The sequence below is a fragment of the Endozoicomonas sp. ALD068 genome (assembly GCF_049310145.1).
Lineage (GTDB): Bacteria > Pseudomonadota > Gammaproteobacteria > Pseudomonadales > Endozoicomonadaceae > Endozoicomonas_A.
This window is the reverse complement of sequence record NZ_JBLYNU010000004.1, coordinates 554,236-574,705: the sequence shown is the minus strand read 5'-3', so window position 1 is coordinate 574,705 and position 20,470 is coordinate 554,236. Positions and strand designations below refer to the sequence as shown.

Annotated in this window: 3 protein-coding genes; all 3 read left to right on the top strand. The window is 48.4% G+C overall.

Annotated elements, in window-relative coordinates; translation table 11 throughout:
• The first annotated feature begins 167 nt into the window (after positions 1-167).
• The 3 genes from ACO6V5_RS01790 to ACO6V5_RS01780 all read left to right on the top strand — a co-directional run bounded on the left by ACO6V5_RS01790 (position 168) and on the right by ACO6V5_RS01780 (position 20,404).
• Entirely contained in the window at positions 168-6,977 is a 6,810-nt protein-coding gene (locus ACO6V5_RS01790) for a hypothetical protein (RefSeq protein WP_422409621.1), read from the top strand.
• A gap of 116 nt (positions 6,978-7,093) precedes the next feature.
• Positions 7,094-14,881 (top strand): hypothetical protein, encoded by a 7,788-nt coding sequence (locus tag ACO6V5_RS01785; RefSeq protein WP_422441916.1) that lies wholly within the window; start codon positions 7,094-7,096, stop codon positions 14,879-14,881.
• A 63-nt stretch (positions 14,882-14,944) separates the two neighbouring features.
• Positions 14,945-20,404 (top strand): hypothetical protein, encoded by a 5,460-nt coding sequence (locus ACO6V5_RS01780; protein ID WP_422411609.1) that lies wholly within the window; start codon positions 14,945-14,947, stop codon positions 20,402-20,404.
• Positions 20,405-20,470 lie beyond the last annotated feature (66 nt).

Here is a 20,470-nt window from a genome sequence, read left to right as displayed (position 1 = left end):
AAGTGCCTCTCAATTAAGCCTTCCACCTGCAACCCTGGCAGACCAACATGACAGGTCTGGTGAACGTTTCATGCCGGAACAGGAATGAGCGATTTTAAAAATTACTTCCTCGCCTGCCAGCAATCTCTTTTCACGGTGATAAAAATACTCAGCTCTGAGGTAGAAGAATGACAACTGCTCGCCCCGATGCATTGAGCCTTGCAGCGGCCATTGCAATCAGTTCTTCGATCATTGCTACACAGGCACTGGCCGATCGCAGGCTACAGACAAAATCTGTCGATTTTCCGGACAATGGACATGTGAAGTTTATCCAGAGCGAGGTTATGGTTCGGCCAACTTTAGGTGATGACCAGCAGCCAATACCCAAGTCCTTTACAACCACTTACCCCGATCAGGATCAGGCCAGGGCTGGCTACGACGTTCCTTCCAGGGGCTTCACAGACGTTCTTTCCGGCATCGAAGGCAGCGTTTCCAGTGTTGATCAATTTGAAACAGACGAGAATAGCGTTGCTCAGAAATACACCAAAGTTCTGAAGGTCGCTAATGAGGAAGTCTTCAGGTTCACTCATTGCCTTGAAAGCAACCTACTGCTCATTGAAGTCAGAATCGGGATGATCGATCCTGACTCAGTTGCAACTGTTCGTGCTCAATCAGGTAACGACCTGCATTTAGAACCTTTGACAAAAATCGCCCGTCCCGAACACCTGGCCGGAGTGCTGAAAGGCGCCAATGAAAGAGCGGGAAACCTTGGCGCAAGTAATGACTTCGTTCATCTTGCCAGTATTGAAGTCGAGCAAGTGAAAGTGGACGGGCGCACCTTTATGCGTCTTGTCGCTGCAGGCGACCAATCTCCTGAACTGCAGCACCTGGGTCAATCGCTCTTTGTCAATGATGAGGCGCTTTTCGCAGCAGCCACCACTGCCTATACCCAGGTTCATGTTCTGGGGGAAGAATTACAGTATGAAGCTCTGAATGAACTATTGTCATACCATAAACCTGTCGGCTATGTTGTCCACGTCGAGGATGACACAAAGGCTTATCCTGTGCCTGCTGATTATCCAAAGCTGGAAGTGGAACAGGCTTCGGAGGAGATCATTATTTTCCGTGGTCAGAAACAGAATCCGACCGATATCGCTTTTGTCGAAAGCCACTATGAATTATGGGATGTATATAGTGTTCAAGAACTCACTGCAGAAGTTAAAAAAGCCAGAATCAAAAACTACCAGTACGTGATCAGAAGCAGGCAGATGGCGCTGCTGGAAGAGCTTGCTGCCGGGTTGGCCACACAGCAAGATGCCGGACTTGACCTGGATAAACTGTCGAAGCTTACCTACTACGAATCTCTTCAGCAGGCATTAACCAGTGCTACTCCAGATGAAACCGATGAATTTGAATTCGCAACAGGGCACATCAGGGAGGCTTCATCAGTCATCACGCCCACCTGGGTGCAGTTTCAACTCATAAAAAACTTCAGCTTCAAACCCGTCCTTAAAAATCTTCTGACTCACCATAATTTTATTCAGAATATTCAGAGCCTGATGCCCTATGTCACCGAAATGATAAACGCGGTTGCGCTTGGCAAAGGCACAAAATTTTCCCAAAAAGTTGTGGGCGACATTGCCACACAGATGCTTGAGACGGTAAGAACGCTGGAAAAGCTGCGGGCAAAAGAGGCCGAACTGACCGCAGAACAAGTCACTGATTCTTCAGCAGATGTCACAAAAGCTCGCCACGCTCATATAGCTGCAGCACTGGGTGTTGATGACTGGGATGATACCTGGTCATCAGAAGAACAAGCCAGACTCCTCAGCAAGAAAATTGATGAAATAAACCAGTCGGTGGCGGCAACATTTATCGGCACAGAATTGACTCCGGAGCAAGCTGCAAAAAAAACACTGGCAGCGATTGAAGGCCAGCTCGGCATTGTTTCAGACAATGAAGACGATCTGGGTGGTCGCACTGATCTCATTCTGAAGCATCTGCAACAACATCCAGACCAGACTGGTGAGTTATTCGGGGATAAACTGACGATAATCGAAGGTCAGCTCGGTCTGGCTCCAACTAAGAAAGATGACCCGGCGGCCCGTCAAAAGATCATTCGAATGCACCTTCTGCTAAGACTGGCCAAGGTGGGTCAACAGCCACATTTTCAGCGTCAATATCAACAAAAACTGGAAGCAAAGAAAAGTCATCTACAGCAACTTCAGCACCTGGTCAATCTACTTCCAACGATTGACAAAAACCTTCGTGATGCCGCAGCAAAAGCAAGAGTAGATATCAACACTCAACTGGCAGCAGAGCTGGGTACTGATCACTGGGACGATACCCGGCCACTGGAGGAACAAGAAAGAATCATCAGGGAGAAAATTCTTGAAATCAAAACATCTCCTGACGAAAGAAATGCCGCAACAGGACAGCCATGGGAAGAAGCTGTAAAAGCAAGACTGGCGCCCATTAAAAGCAGGTTAGACATTACTTTGAACAATGAAGATGATCTGGATACCTACTATCAGTCCATTCAACAACAGCTGCAACAAAAGGAAAAACTGAACAATGTGGCCATTCAGAAATCACTGACTGACTTGGAAAGTAAGCTCGGTCTGGCCTCAGACAACGAAAAGGACCCCGAAGTCCGTCGACAGATCATTAAGCAACAGCTCGGGCAACAGCAAGCATTGGTCGCTCAACACCTTCGTCAGCAGCAGGGCACCAGAACAGATGCTGAAATCAAAGCCCGTTATAGAACTATTGCCGCACATTTAAACATTCAGGATTTTGACAGCGATACAAATGTTGACGCTCAACAGGAACAACTGCTTAAAAAACTTACGACAATGAAAGCCCGGGATGAACGTCAGCGTCAACAAATTAAGACAATGTATGCTCAATATGAGCTCCTGCTTCAGAAAGTTCCGTCAACGAGTGAGCAACCAGACCCAGAGGATGTTTACAATCGGGCCAAAAAAGGTGTTCTGGCAGCGATGCCCGGTGTTGAGCTGAGTGATGACATCACACCAGAAGGTCTCAAAGCCCTGGAATTGGCAGTACATTCCAGGCTGCTCAGGCTTGCTGACCTGGAAGAAGAAATAGGTCAGCCCCCGGGCCACCCCGGAGTCAAGCCTGAAGTACTTGCTAAACTGGCTGCCCTGGAAAAAGCCCTGAAGATGGATGACCTCAATGGCGAGGACGATGTGTATAAACGTCGTAACGCCATTCCTATGGAAATGGAGTTATACATGGCAAAATTCAGGCAGAAGGCAGAGAAAGAGGCTCTGGCAATACTGGAAAAAGTAGAAGAAATATTCAAAATCGATGTCAACAAAGATGATCACACAGCAGCAAGGCTTGAGAGGATTTTTACAAAACTGGACACAGGTGATTTCTCAGAATCCATGGTGGATGAGATAGAAGATACCCTCTGGCAAGAAGACATCCCACCTGTGAGGGAAAAATGGGAAAGAAAACTCGAGAAACTTAAAGGGCGTCTTTCCTTTTATATCGAAATCCCGGATCTGGATGAACGCACCATAAGAGAAGAGAGAAAGATGCTTGAAGCCATAGAGGAAGAGCTGAACATTGACACAAGTGAAAATCCTGCTGCCAGAAGAAGAGACATGGATTTTATTGCTGAACTGGCTTCGGATCTAAAAGTGGAATTTGAAGAAGGAGCCAGCCTGAATGACCAGAAGGATGCCCTGAGAGGCAAAATTCTGGCATTAAAGGAAGAACTAAACAACCTCTTCGACAATGAGGATCTCACAAGAGAGACACACAATGAAATTGCTCGTCTTCTGTGCATCGAGGACTATAAAGATGATGCCTCTGAGGATGAACAGGCTTGCCTCATTGAAGACAGACTTCGGGAGCTGGATGAAGAAATTTGCATGATGAGTTGGCCTAATATTTATGATCGTACAGAAGCCATTGAAAATGAGCTTGACAGGCAAATAGCTCGCCTGGGACCTAAACCAAGATACGTTCTTGATCGTGAGCTTGCAGTAGCCAGACAAGCAGTACAAGACGCTGAAAGTGAGCAGGAAGCTGCTCGTCAAAAACTGGATGCTATTCGTAGCACAAATTGGGTATTCGCCCAGAGCCATACTGACCTCCAAACTGTTCCGGATGAAGGCGACACATCCCTCAATCAGGCAATGAAGGATATTCAGACTGAGTTGGGACTGGCTACAGATAATGAGCAAACCTTCAAAGAGCGAGTAGACGACATCAAATACTTCCTGAGTGGATGCAGTGCAGAAAAACGCGATGAAGTCATTGAGAAAACCACAAAAGCCATGAACCTGCGAATAAAAGGTGAGCTCGGTTTACCGGAAGAAGCTGATTACTTTAGTGCCAATACAGCCTCTGAAAAAACCTGTGGTCGTGATGAAAACCATGCAGTTGAGGGTGAACTGCCTTTGACCAGGAAAAACTACAATCGGGTCACAAAATTCCTCCATGAACACGACAGGAAAAGTGCAGAAGTGGCTCTTGCACTGCTTGAAGAAGCTGTTGCACAGGAGAATCTGGATCGAAAAAAAAAGCTGTTTAGCAACCCTGAAAACACCGCTAAGCAGGCTAAAACCGTCCATAAGAACGAAATAGCTATGCTGGATTCAGTTCTGGATCAGAAAAGTGAAGATGTATCCGTTGCGAAAAAGGCTCTGGCGAATCAGGAAGCACTTCTTGGCGCTGCTGAAAAAGCCGTGGGTCTTACACCAGATCCTGCTGACACCAATGAACAACGGATTAATGCCCTGAGAAACAAACAGATACAACTGGGTGGACATGATGGCACCGGCGGAAAAATCGAGCAACTGACCAAGGAACAGGTTCGTCTGGAAAGGGAGATTAAAAACAGACAAGCAGACCTTGAGAGAATGAAGGAAACCCTGAAGGCTGCACAGGAAGCTGTCGAAAATGATGGTGGCCCCTTCCAGTTCTCGCCGGGACAGGTCAATGTTCTGGCCGCTATAAACACCTTCACGCAGCAGCAGTCTCTCCGGCAACAAGCGCTGGATGCCGCAATCGGCCTGACAGAATCAGCAGTAAACAGCGGTAAGCTGATACCAGACCTTGTAACTTTCGATTTTGACGATGAATTTGCACCGATGCGCTTGCAGGCAGAGGTCGGAGACGATCTGACGTTTAACCAGGCCAGCCGGATTGTGGAAGTTTTCAAAAACCTGAAGGCGAGCTTCCCGCCCTCCCCTGTTGAGCCTTTAGAAAGTCAGCCTCAGAATCTCATTGAACAAGTCCAGACTCTGGCAGCCAGGGCCAGGAATGAGATGAAAACCGGGGCTCGACAATACGACGACGAAATACGCGGCATGGGCGAAAGAGCCATTCACTTTGTCGGGCATGAACCAGGGGATTTGAAAGGCTTCTCGGAATACTTCGCCGCCCGTTCTGCCAGTGGCAACAAGATCATGGCTCTGCTGCGTGAAGGACTGATCAGCAAGATTGAACTTGGAAACTACATAAAGGCCGTCAGAGGAATTGATGGTTATCAGACAGTGGACGAATTTGAACATTTCCTTGGCTACAAACAGGGCGTCAATGTCCCTCACTTCAAGGCTGTTGTCCGGATGCTGTCCGACAAAGGTGCTGAGGAATTCATGCACAGTGCCTTTACACCAGTGTCCGTGACTGCGATTGGCCCGGCAGCAATGAAAGAGTCGGTTGCCGGTATGAAAGAGTACGCAGTTGCGGTCATCGCCAACTATGTTCTTGACGATATTGCCTTTGATAATGGCCGCAGGACGGCAGCGTTTCTGGCCAATGTTCAGGATACCCTGACACCTTATGCCAATGCGGCCGGACTTTCTGAATCAGAACTGATCAAGGCTATCCATGGCACGTTGATACAGGCTCACGCCGCAGCGGTTGAGCAGCAGCTCAATGATGACTGGGTCAAACCTTCAGCTTTTCTGGTACAGGCTGTCACCTGGTACTTCTCCAGCTACAAACCGCTACTGGTAAGCCATACTGCCTGGCAGGCCAGAGCGCTCTCCCTCTCAAACATGTCGTTCCTGTATCTTCTGGACCTGACCAACAGGGGGGATTACCTGCACCGGATGCTGACACCTTTTCAGCACTGGTTGGAACGCTATGGTGTTGATCTTGACCGAACCAGCCAATATGCCTATCACAGTGGCATTGAACAAATCTCTGAAGTGGGCGGACTGGCCATGCCATTGGGTAAAACCGCGTCCTCAGTCATTCTGTTGAAAACCGGCTCTGCGCTGTTTACCAGACAGCACAACGCCAACCCGCAGATGTATCGCAGCATTCTCCGCCTGGCGCCCGAAATAGTGAAGTCCATGGGGTCCGGACAAGGGATTCAGGTACCGCTGCTGCACAGGGCGACGCCACAGAAAGTGAAAACTCTGGCTTCTGCCACCACTGGTCTTGTGCTGGGACCGGTAGCCACTATCGGAGCATACGCTCATAGTCTTATATCCGGATTCACCTATGCACAAACCTTCGGGTTTGCTCTGGCATCGAGTCTCACTTTCGACTTTTTTATGAACGACAACAAGATGCTTACTCAATGGCTGGGCGGACCTCTTGGACGTAGTCTTGACAAAATTAATCGCTGGTGGGGCGAAGGTGAAACGGACGATGAGTATTTGAAACGTACGGCTATTGCCTCGCCTCAGGGTTTTAGTGAGACCGATGAAGCCTATGCAAATCAGATCAAAGCAAATAGCACGATGTATGGCTGGACTCGACAGGAAAATTATCTGCAGTTCCGTGAGCGCCGTGATCGCACCATGAAACTGTTTGAGAATGGCTGGGAAAAATACTTCAGGGAAAATGTACCTAAATGGTCGTTTTCCCATGCAGAAAGTGTTCCTTACTTCTATACCCTCGGAACTTTCTACGAATGGCGACGAGGCGATGATAAAAAAGTCCACGGCCATACAACTCGTTCCCACGCTCTGCGTGGGAATGCATACCCCCAGGTGAAAAACTGATTTTACACGCGAGATAAGGTATGGGTTGCCAGCCATGGTCTATTCTAAGTTGCTTCTTTGCCTGCTGTGAAAATCACTTTTCACGGTAATCAATCTACCAGCCCTGAGGTAGTCGAATGACAAATGCTTGCCCCAATGCATTAAGCCTTGCTGTAATCGCTGTAATCAGCTCTTGCATCATTGGCACACAGGCACTGGCCGATCGGAAGCTGCAGACCAGATCTATCGATATTCTGGTCAATGGGCATAAGGAGTTTACCAATAGTGAAATCATGGTTCGACCGACTTTAGGTCATGACAAGCAGCCAATACCCAAGTCCGTTACGACCACCTACCCTGCTGTAGACAGAATAAGCATAAACCCTGACCGTCCTTCGTTAACATTTACACAAATTCTTTCTGGTCTAAATGGCGACGCTTCCATTGTTGATCTGTTTGAAACTGACGAGAATAACGTTGCTCAGAAATACACCAAAATCCTGAAGGTAGGTAATGAGGGAGTCTTCAGGTTCACCCATAACCTTGAAGAAACGGAACTGGTCATTGAAGTCAGGGCCGGAATGACCGATCAGGATTCAGTTGATGCTGTTAGTGCATATCATTGGGTAGATGATGCTGAAGCATTAGAACCCTTGACGAAAAGCGCCGCTCCCTTAGGACTGGTTGGATTACTGGAAGCTGTCTATGAGAGAACAGGAAACCTGGGCGCAAGCAATCACTATGTTGCCCTTGCAACCATTGAGGTAGAAAAAGTTGCAGTGAACGGACGTACCTTCATGCGTCTTATCGCTTCGGGCGATCACCCCCCTGAATTACAGCGGCTGGATCAATCACTCTTTATCAACGACGATGCCCTCCTGGCAGCAGCCACCTCAGCCTATTACCAGGTTCATGTTGCGGGAAAGGATTTACAACAGCAGGCGCTTAATGAACTCTTGGCACACAGCAAACCCGTCGGCTATGTTGTACACGCCGACGATGATGCAAAGGTTTATCCCGTGCCTGCGGGTTATCCAAAGCTGGAAGTTACAGAAGCTCCGGGAGAGGTCATCGTTTTTCACGGTCAGATGCCGAAACCGGATGATATCGCTTTTGTAGAAAGCCTCTATAACCTCTGGAAAGAAGCTGAGGCTAATGACCTCGCCCTCGCCCCTGCAGTGGCAGCAAAAGTAGTAAGACATGATGTCAAAAGCTACCGGTACGTCATTCGAAGCAGGCAAATGACAATATTGGAGGAGTTTGTTGCGCGGCACGATGCTGAAGTTCACGAAGATCAACCGATGACGCTCACAAACGAAGATAAACTGGCAATGCGTGCGCTTGTTGACTACGAATATCTCCAGCAGGCATTAGCGAGTGCTGGTGCAGCTCGCTCGACGGATCTCAGTAAATTTGAATTCACAATGGAACACATCAGAGTTGCTTCGGCGGTTATCACGCCGCCCTGGATGCAAACTCAACTGGTAGAGCACTTCGGCTTCAGACCCGCATTTAGAAATCTTCTGATTAACCTGCATTTTGTTCAGAATCTTCAGAATCTTATACCCTTTTTCAAAGATATAAACTATGCGCAGACGGGTCCTCTTGAGAAGGACAAAAAGTTTGCTGCCCAAGTCATAGGAGACATGGCCAAACAGCTGTTAAAGAAACTGGACAAGCTGCAGGAAGAAGAAAATAAACTCCTCGGAATTCGAAACAACTTAAAGGACACTTTAGAGCAAGTCTATGTCAGTCGAAAGGAAAAACTGAAAGCACAATGCCAGTATCGGAAAATTGAGGATAAGCTTGCAAAGCTTCATGTCGAACTGGAAGATCTGGAAAATCTGAAGCTGAAACGTCTGCTGGAAGTTCGACAAGTCCCGAATCCGGAAACAAAAGTTCATATTATCAGAACAGAGCCCACAAAAGCGATTAACGCTCAAATGGCTGCAGAGCTTGGTATTGACAACTGGGATGATACCCTGCCACTCAACGAACAATTCACACTCATAGAAAAGAAAATTAATGAAATATACAGATCGATGGCCGCAACAGAACAGCCTGATGAAGAAACTCTAACAGCAGAACCAACGGCCATTGCTAGCTGGCGAGGCATTGCCCCGGTCAATAAAATCAATCCGCGCACCCTTCTGTTCATTCAAAAACGGCTGCAACAAAACATTATACGACCCGAGCAGGAAGTATCGGAAAGGCTGACTATCTTTGAGAATTATCTCGGTCTGGTTCCGGAAAACAAAGATGACCTTAATGCCCGACACCAAGCCATTCATCGGCACCTGAGGCAGCAGGCGACCGAAATCGTTCAACAACCCTTCCAGGATCAACAACAGGAAGCCAGACAAACTCCAGAGCTGGAACAACTCGTTCGGGATACCAGAGCAGGTGCCATAAAAGCCCGCAACGCTCAACTGGCAGCAGAGCTTGGTATTGATGACTGGGATGATGCCCTGCCACTCGAAGAACAGGCCAGACTCATCAGAAATAAAATCCAGGAAATAAATCCATCGGTTACCGAACAGTCTGAAGAAGAAACTGTAAAAGCAAAAACGGCGGGCATTGGAAACAAGGATTGCTTTATTTTGGTCAATGAAGATGAGCTGGCGGCCCTGGAAGCTCAGCTGGGCATTGTCCCGGATAAAGAAGATGACCTGAAAGCTCGTCACGAGAGGCTTCTGGAAAACTTTGAGCAGCACGCAGAACTGAAAAACCGGTTACAGAAACTTCAGCAGCAAGCCGATCAGGTTCCCGACCTGGAAAGGATACTTCTTACCGTCAGGAAAATTGCCAGAAAAACTCACTACGCTTATACAGCAGCCAAGCTGGGTATTGATGACTGGGATGATACCCTGCCACTGGACGAACAATTCACACTCATACAAAAGATAATTAATGAAATTTACAGATCGATGGCCGCAACAGGGCAGCCTGATGAAGAAACTCTAGCCGCAGAACCAACGGCTATTGGTGGCTGGCGAGGCATTGCTCCGGTCAATAAAATCAATCCGCGCACCCTTCTGTTCATTCAACAACGGCTGCAACAAAACATTATACGACCCGAGCAGGAAGTATTGGAAAGGCTGACTATCTTTGAGAATTATCTCGGTCTGGTTCCGGAAAATAAAGATGACCTTAATGCCCGTCACCAAGCCATTGCGCAGCACCTGAAGCAGCAGACAACCGAGATTGTTCAACAACCCTTCCAGGATCAACAACAGGAAGCCAGACAAACTCCAGAGCTGGAACAACTTGTTCGGGATACCAGAGCAGATGCCATAAAAGCCCGCAACGCTCAATTGGCAGCAGAACTTGGTATTGATGACTGGGATAATGCCCAGCCACCCGAAGAACAAGCCAGGCTCATCAGAGAAAGAATTGCTGAAGTCAACCCATTCTTAGCCGCAACAGAACTGGCCGCGACACCCGACGAAGACGCCGCAAAAGCAAAACTGGCAGCCATTGAAAGCGAACAGGGTATTACTCCAGACAATGAAAACAATCCGGATGCCCGCCATCGGTTCCTTCAACAGCACCCGCAGCCAGGGAGCACCAGCACAGAGACTGGAAAAGACGCTGAAATAAAAGCCCGTTATGCAATCATCGCCGCACATTTAAACATTGAGAATTTTGATAGCAATACAGATAAAGACGCTCAACAAGAACGCCTGATTCAAAGGCTTGATAGAATGAAGGCTCAACTGCAACGGCAGCGTCAACGACTTTATACAATGGCCGTTGAACGCGATTCAGAGAATTCCTACACCAGGGCCAGAAAAAATGCTCTGGCAGTGGTTCCGGGTATTGATCTGACTGAAGACAAGACACTGAAAGATCGCGCCGGCCTGGAGTTAACAATACGTTCCAAACTCTTCAGGCTCAGGGATCTGGAAAAAGAACTGGATGACATCAGAACACCAGGCCACCCCAGAGCCACGCCTGTGGTGCTTTGGAAGCTGCTTGCCGTGGAAAAAGCCCTGGCGATGAATCCGCCCGGTGAAGAGCAGGATGAGTATCAACGCCGCCAGGCCATTTCTGACGACATCAAGTCACACATCGCAGAGGCCAGACAGCGGGCAGAGGAAAAGGCCCTGAGCCTACTGGCAGCCATAGAACAGGTTTTCGACATCAATGTCAATGAAGATGATGGCAAAGCAGAAAGACTTGTCAGGGTTCATGCAAGGCTTGGCGATGACGTCTCAAAACAGATGCTGGATGAGATCGTTAACATTCTCTGGCAAGACGACACATTGGTGATGATGAAAAACTTCAAACCCGTGGTCGAGAGCCCTCACAAAAGTATTACTCTTCCTGATGAGAAAAAAGGAAGGCAAGAATGGCTTGATCTGATTGCCAGGCGTCTGACCTATAAAGTCGAAGAAGTGGATCAGCGTGCCAGGGAACAACAAAATCGTTTGCTTGCAGCCGTAGAGTACAATCTGGAGATATACCCTTCTGTATACATTGCTGCCAGAGAAAGGGGCAAGGTTTTTACTACTGAACTGGCCAGTGTTCTGCAGGTAAAGTTTGAACACGACGTCAGCCTGTCTGACCTGAAGGATGCTTTAACAGCCAGAATTCAGGCAATTCGGGATGAAGTCAACGAAGTCTATGACGATGAAGCTGTGAAAAGAATCCGGAACAATCAAATAGCTCATCAACTCAACATCTGGGACTATAAAGGGCATGAAAGAATCGACGACCAGAACGGCCTGATTAATGCAAAACTTCAATGGCTGGATGAAGAAGTTTTCAAAGCGGGTCAACCTGATGTTAATGAGCGTATCTCCGCCATTGAGGATGAGCTTGACAGGCAAATGGCCCGCCTGGGGCCCAAGCCCCGATACGTTCTTGATCGTGAAGTAGCCGGAGCCAGGCGAGCACTGAAAGCAGCCGAAAGTGAGCTGGAGACAGCTCATCGCAAACTGGATGCTATGGGTCGCAAACAATGGCTATCTGCACAGAGCCCTGCAGACCTCCAACATCCCTCGGATGAAGATGACCCGGCTGACAATCAGCCGGTAAAAAAGATTCAGATTGAGCTGGGTCTGCCTGCAGGTGACGAGCAAACCGATGCAGATCGATTACTCATGATCGAGAATTTCCTGCTGGAACAGAGTGCAGAAATACGAGATGAAGTCCTGAAGGAACTGAGAGTCAGAACCCATCTGAACATCCAGATGCATCCCAACCCCGAATCAGTGGGAGAAGGTGAATGCATTATGTCTATTGAATACAATTCAGATAGTCATGGCCGGGACACAACCGATGAAATCGATGAAGCGCGGGATGGATTGCCTTTAACCGGGAAAAAGTTCGCCCAGGTCACAGAATTCCTGCGTGAGCACGACAGGAAAAGTAAGGATTTAGCCGAGGCAATCACTGAAGAAGCTGTTGCGCGAAAGAATCTGGTTCGTAAAGAGCAGGAGATTTTTGCGCGAGCGAATACCGTTCCTAAAGAACCGGAGATGTTCGAATCTGAAAACATTAATGAGCAATCGACAAGCTCAAATAAGCTCGAGTGGGATCTGCTGAGTTCAGCCCTGGATCAGAAAAGAGAAGCTGTATCAGAAGCAGAAAAAGCTCTGGCAGATCATCATGAAGCGACTCTTGACGCCACTGAAGAAGCCCTGGGCCTTAAACCAGCCCCCTCTGGCACCCATGAACAACGGATTAATGCCCTCAGAAACACACAGAGACAACTGGGCGTTAACGACCGCAGGATCCGACAACCGATTCAGGAACTGGTCCGTCATGGTCGTCTGAAAGCTGAGATTAAAGTTAGGAAAGCAGACATAGAGAGACTGAAAAAAGTCCTGGAGGCTGCCGAAGAAGCCGTCAACAATGATGACAGGCCCTTTCAATACACGCCGGAACAGGTAAAAGTTCTGGACGCTATCCAAAGATTCACGCAAAACCCTCTCAAAAAACAAGCCCTGGAAGCTGCAATGGTTCTGGCAGAGGCAACAACCCTGAGCGGTAAACCAATGCCACTCCTTACGGCTTTCGATTTTGACGATGAATTTGCACCCATTCGTTTGCAGGCAATGGCCGGAGACGCTCTGACCTTTGATGAGACCCGCCAGATTGTGGAGGTCTTCAGGAATCTGAAAACCAGCTTTCCGCAAAGCCCTGACGAGCCTGCAGGATATCGGACCCTGAATGTCCTGGAAGAAGTCCACAGGCTTGTGCAATTGTCCAGGCAAGAGATAGAAACAGGAGCACAGGAATACGACGAAGAAATTCGTGACATGGGCTCAGCAGATAGTCACTACGTCCAACATGAATCAGGGGACCTGAAAGGCTTCTCGGAATACCTCAATACCCGTTCTGCCAGTGGCAACAAGATCATAGCCCTGCTGCAGGAAGGTCTGATCAGTAAAGTTGAACTTGAGAACTATATAAAAGCCGTCAGATTTGTCGAAGGTTATCCGACAGTGGCTGAATTTGAACACTTCCTTGGCTACAAACACGGCGTCAATGTGCCCCACTTCAAAGCCGTTGTCCAGATGCTGTCTGACAAGGGGGTTGAGAAATTCATGCAGAGTGCCATTACTCCTGTGAGCATAACAGCAACTGGTCCGGCGGGTATGAAAGAATCTGTTGCCGGCATGAAAGAATACGCCGCTGCTGTCATCGCCAATTACGTGCTTGATGATATTGCCTTTGACAACGGCCGCAGGACGGCAGCATTCCTGACCAATGTTCAGGACACACTGACACCTTATGCCAATGCTGCTGGCCTGTCTGAATCAGACCTGATCAAGGTGGTCCATGGTACGTTGAAGCAGGCTCATGCCGCCGCAGTTGAACGGCAACTGTCGGATTTCTGGGTCAAACCTTCTGCCTCCCTGGTACAGGCTGTCACCTGGTACTACTCCAGCTACAAACCGCTGCTGACCACCACTGACAGCCGGAATGCTGCCAAACTGTCTCTCTCAGGTATGTCGTACCTCTACCTTCTGGATCTGACCAACCGGGGTGATTACCTGCACAGAATGCTCATACCTTTCCAGCGCTGGTTGCAACATTACGGCATTGATCCTGAGCGAACCGGCCAATATGCCTATCACAGTGGCATTGAACAAATCTCTGAAGTGGGCGGGCTGGCCATGCCATTGGGCAAGGCCGCTTCCTCAGTCATTCTGCTGAGAACCGGCTCTATGTTATTTGCCCGGCAGCACAGCGCTAATCCTCAAATGTATCGCAGCATTTCCCGTCTGGTGCCGGAAATAGTGAAATCCATGGGTTCAGGACAGGGAGTTCAGGTGCCGCTGCTGCACAGGGTGACACCACAAAAAGTGAAAACTCTGGCCTCTGTCACAGCCAGTCTGGTGCTGGGTCCGGTAGCCACTGTCGGAGCATACGCCCAGGGTCTGATATCCGGGTTTACCTACGCTCAGAGCTTCGGATTCGCTCTGGCGTCGAGCCTCACTTTCGACTTCTTTATGAACGACAACAAGATGCTCACTCAATGGCTGGGTGGTCCTCTGGGCCGCAGTCTTGACAAGATTAATCGCTGGACAGGCGTTGGGGAAACGACAGACGACTATGTGAAACGTACGACTATTGCCAGACCCCAACACTCCGATGAAACCGATGAAGCCTATGCAAACCTCGTTAAAGCAAATAACACCCTGTATGGCTGGACTCGACATGAAAATTACCTGCAGTTCCGTGAACGCCGGGATCGCACCATGAAACTGTTTGAGAATGGCTGGGAGAAATACTTCAGGGAAAATTTGCCCAAATGGTCATTCTCCCATGCAGAAAGTATTCCTTACATTTACACTCTCGGAACCTTCTACGACTGGCAACAGGGCAATAATAAGAAAGCACCTGCTGGTGAAAAGACAAATGCCCCTCAATCAAGCTTTCTACCTGCTGCCTCAGCAGACTCACTTAATTAAAACCCGCCGGGTGTGACAATCACTCTTCACGGTAATAAAAATACTCAGCTCTATGGTTTTAGAATGACAAATGCTCGCCCCAATGCATTAAGCCTTACAGTGGCCGTTGCAATCAGCTCTTCCATCGTTAGTACACAGACACTGGCCGATCGCAGGCTGCAGACAAGATCTGTGGATATTTCGGGCAGTGAACATGTGGAGTTTATCCAGAGTGAGGTCCTGGTTCAGCCAACTCCAGGTGATGACCAGCAGCCCATTCCCAAATCCTTTACCACCACCTACCCTGATCAGACAGAAGTCAGAGCGGGCTTCGACGTACCTTCTGAAGGCTTCACAGACATTCTTTCTGGCATCGAGGGTGGCGTTACCAGCGTTGACCTGTTTGCAACCGGCGAGAATGACGTTGCTCAGAAGTACACCAAAGTTCTCAAGGTCGGCGATGAGGGTGTCTTCAGGTTCTCCCATAACCTTGCAGAGGATAAACTGGTCATTGAAGTCAGAAAAGGAATGACCGATCAGAATTCAATTGCGGCTGTTCGTGCTCAATCAGGTGACATTCAACCATTAGACCCTTTTACAAAAATTGCCAATCCCGAACAACTGGCCGGAGTGCTCAAAGGTGCCAACGAAAGAGCAGGAAGTCTTGGCGAAGCTGATCACTATGTTGCCCTTGCCACCGTTGAAGTAAAAAAGGTTGCAGTAAACGGGCGCACCTTCATGCGTCTTATTGCTGCAGGCGATCAGCCTCCTGAACTTAAACGCCTGGGACAATCGCTCTTTGTCAATGATGAGGCGCTTTTTGCAGCAGCCACCTCTGCCTATACCCAGGTTCATGTTCTGGGGGGAGATATACAACAGCAGGTCCTGCAGGATCTGTTGTTTGATCATAAACCCGTCGGCTATGTTGTATACGTTGAGGATGACACTCAGGCATATCATGTACCTGAACTTTATCCAACACTGGAAGTGGCTGAGATTTCGGAAAAGATGATTGTTTTCCGTGGTCAGAAACAGAATCCAGCCGACATAGCTCTTGCGGAAACTCTCTTTTACACCTGGGAGAAATATCTCGGCGATGACCCCGATCCTGCGATAACAACACTGGTTAAAAAAGACAAGCTCAGAAGCTACCAGTACTCCATTCGAAGCAGGCAGATGCAAATGCTGGAGGAATTAGCTGCATATCAGGATATTAAATTTGATGCATATCAACCGGAGATGCTTGCGTACTATGAATCTCTTCTGCAGGCATTGATCATTGCTACTCCAGACAAGGCAGATGAATTTGAATTGACATTAGGACATATCAGAGTCGCTGCCTCGGTCACCACGCCAAGCTGGCTGCAAATTCAACTCGCAAAACACTTCCGCTTCAAACCCAGACTCAGAAATCTTCTGAATAATCCGCACTTTGTTGAGAAAATTCAGGAGATCACAACCTTTCTCGCCGATATCAATCGAACAAGGATTCCCGAGGAATACGAAGAGTTTACTTCCGAAGTCATGAACAACAAGGACAGACAGCTGCTTGAAATTTACAACAAACTGGAGGAGCTTAGGGCAAAACAACCCGAAATACGTAAGCCAAACAAAAAATTGCTTCGCGCAATGGCAGCAGAGCCTGGTATTGATGACTGGAACGATATCCAACCCCCCGAAGAAAAAGCCAGGCTCATCAGAAAGAAAATGCGACCGGTTCCTGCAACAGGAAAGTCTCGGAAAAAAGCTATAAAAGAAATACTGACGGATCTTGAGAACACACTCGAAATCACTCCTGACAATGAAAACGATCTGGATTTACGCTATCAGGGTATCCAACAATACCTGCATCAAAATGAAGGACTAATCCATGGGCCAGTCCAGCATAAACTGGCTATCTTTTTTGAAGGTCAGCTTGGTCTGGTCCCTGATAACAAAATGGACACGCAAGTGAGCAGCATTACAGAGTCTGAAAATGACGCTGACATCAAAGCCCTCTGTGCAACCGTTGCCAGGTATTTAAACATTCAGGATTTTGATAGCGATGCAGATGTTGAAGTTCAACAAGAACGCCTGATTCAAAAACTTAAGACAATGAATGTTCAGGGAGAAACTCTGCGTCAGCAACTTAAGGCAATGAGTGCTCAGGAAGAAAGTCTGCGCGAACAACTTAACGCAATGAGAAACCTGCTCGATAGGGAAGCTTTTTACACCAGGGCCAGAAAAGACGCTCTGGCAGAGGTCCTTGGGATCAGTCCGGGTGAAGACCCCTTTCTGGAGGACCGTGCCAGCCTGGAATCAATGGTAAATGACAAGCTCTTCGAGCTTTCAGAGCTGGAAACAGAACTGGAAGACATCAAAACACCAGGCCATCCCAAAGTCATGCCTGAAGTATTGGGGAGACTTCTTGCCACGTTAACAGGTCTGGAGGGAAAGAGTTATTTCCATTGCAGAGAAAAGGAGAATATCTATGACCTTCGTCAGTCTCTTTCTAAAAAAATGGATCTACGCATCAGAGAAGCCAGAAAGCGGTCAGAGGAAGAGGCCCTGAACGCACTGCACGGCCTGGAAATATTACTCAACATCAAAGTCAATGCAGGTGAGAACAAAGCTGCAAGACTGGAAAGGCTTCTTGCAAGACTTGATGCCCGTCATGTTGCAAATTTTGAGCTGGATGAAATGCGCAGGATACTCTGGGAAGCTGGCGGGCCAGGCTGGAGAGATCTGGAGGGGAATCCAGAAGAGATAAAAATCAAGCTCAACAGCATTCGTCATCGCCTCAGGTATGTTGTTGAAGAACCGGATCAGCGGGCCAGAATACGACAGGCAGGTCATCTTATCGTTCTGGAGGACCAGTTAAATATCGCCCCTTATGAAAACCCTGCTGCCAGAGGGAGAGGCAAAAGTTTAACAGACAAACTGGCCAGTGATCTGAATATAGGATTTGAAGACGATGCACAACTGACTGACCGGCAGTATGCTCTGGGAGGCAGAATTCAGGAATTACGGGATGAACTGCTTGAAGTCCATGAAGATGAAGATGCCAGGAGAGCCTGGAACAATAACATTGCACATCAACTCAAGGTTATAGATTATGAGGATGATGCCAGCATCGACGACCAGAACCGTTTAATTAGAGCAAAGCTCCAACAGCTGGATGAAGAAGTTTTCAAAGCCGGTCAGCCTGACGTTAATGAGCGTCTGGCAGCCATTGATGAAGAGCTTGACAGGCAAGTGGCTCGTCTGGGACCTAAACCCCGATACATTCTTGACAGTGATGCAGGCAGAGCCAGACGAATGATAGCAAAAGCCGAAAGCGAGCTGGCAGATGTTCATTGCAGACTAAACAGGCTTAGTAACAATAAAGACGACAATGACAGTATACGAAGCATTAAGGCACTTCAGAGCGAGTTGAATCTGTCTGGTAAAGTGCAAACCCTCCCAGAGCGGGAACAGGCCCGTCTGGAGGACGAGATTGAAACCAGGAAAGCAGATATTGAGAGAATGAAAGGAGTCCTGATGGCGACAGAGAAAGCCATCGAAAGTGACGGCGGTCCCTTCCAGTTCACGCTGGAACAGGCAAAAGTTCTGAAGGACATTCACAAACTCACACAGCAGCACCCTCTCATAAAACAGGCTCTGGAAGCCGCTATTGGCCTGAGAAAAGCAGCAAAAGAAAGCGGTAAGGCATTACCTGGCCTTGTCACTTTCGATTTTGACGATGAGTTTGCACCCATTCGCTTGCAGGCAGGGGTCGGAGACAAACTGACGTTTAAACAGGCCAGCCGGATTGTAGAAGTTTTCAAGAGACTGAAGACGACAACCTTCCCGGAAACCACTCCCGAGCAACCCCGGAATGCCATCAAAGAAGTCAACTCTCTGGCGCACCGGGCATGGGATGAGACAGGAAATGGGGCACAAGAATACGACAACGAAATTCACGGTATAGGCTTAGCAGGTATTCACAGCGAAGATCCTGAACCGGAGGATCTGAAAAGCTTCCCGGAATACTTCGCTAGCCATTCTGCCAGTGGCAACAAGATAATCACTTTGCTACATGAAGGTCTGCTCAGCAAGGCTGAACTTGAGAACTACATAAAGGTCGTCAGAGATGTTGATGGTTATCAGACAGTGGACGAATTTGAACATTTCCTTGGCTACAGACACGAGGTCAATGTGCCCCACTTCAAAGCTGTTGTCCGGATGCTGTCCGACCAGGGTGCTGAGAAATTCATGCTGAGTGCCTTTACACCAGTGTCCGTGACCACGACTGGCCCGGCAGCTATTAAAGAGTCGGTTGTCGGCATGAAAGAGTACGCCACTGCTGTCATCGCCAACTACGTGCTTGATGATATTGCCTTTGAAAACAGCCGCAGGACGGCAGCATTTCTGGCCAATGTTCAGGATACCCTGACACCTTACGCCCATGCTGCCGGAATATCTGAATCAGAACTGATCAAAGCCATTCATGGCACATTGTTACAGGCTCATGCCACAGCGGTCGAGCAACAGCTCAATGATTACTGGCTCAAACCTTCAGCCTTTCTGGTACAGGCTGTGACCTGGTACTACTCCAGCCACAAGCCACTATTGGTGACCCATGACGTATGGCAGGCTGCCGAGCTGTCCTTCTCAAACATGTTGTTACTCTATCTTCTGGATCTGACCAACAGGGGTGATTACGCCCACAGAATGCTCACACCTTTTCAGCACTGGTTGGAACTTTACGGTGTTGATCCTGATCGAACCGGGCAATATGCCTACCACAGCGGAATTGAAAAATTCTCTGAAGCGGCCGGGCGGCTGGCCATGCCATTGGGCAAGGCGGCTTCCTCAGTCATTCTGCTGAAAACCGGCTCCATGCTGTTTGCCAGACAATACAACGCCAGCCCGCACAGGTATCGCAGCATTTCCCGTCTGGTACCGGAAATAATGAAATCCATGGGTTCCGGACAAGGGGTTCAGGTACCGCTGCTGCACAGTCTGACACCACAAAAAGTGAAAACTCTGGCCTCGGCTACTGCCGGTCTGGTGCTGGGTCCGGTAGCCACTGTCGGAGCATACGCTCATGGTCTTGTCTCCTGGTTCACCTATGCTCAGGCATTCGGGTTTGCTCTGGCGTCGAGTCTCACTTTCGACTTCTTCATGAACGACAACAGGATGCTTACTCAATGGCTGGGTGGACCTCTGGGCCGAGGTCTCGACAAGATTAACCGCTGGCGGGGCGTGGGTGAAACGGACGCTGAATATTTGAAACGTACGGCTATTGCCTCACCTCAAGGTTTCAGTGAAAACGATGAAGAGTACGCAAACCGTGTTAAAGAAAATGACATGATGCATGGCTGGACTCGACACGAAAATTACCTGCAGTTCCGTGAACGTCGTGATCGTACCATGAAACTGTTTGAGAATGGCTGGGAGAATTACTTCAAGAAAAATGTGCCTAAATGGTCGTTTTCCCATGCAGAAAGTATTCCTTACTCCTACACTCTGGGTGCCTTCTACAATTTGCAACAGGGCGATGAACAGAAAATAAGCGATTGACAGCCATAAGGGATTAGCAGCCGCTTCCCCACCTGTTGTGCCAGTCACTTTTCACAGTGCTAAAAA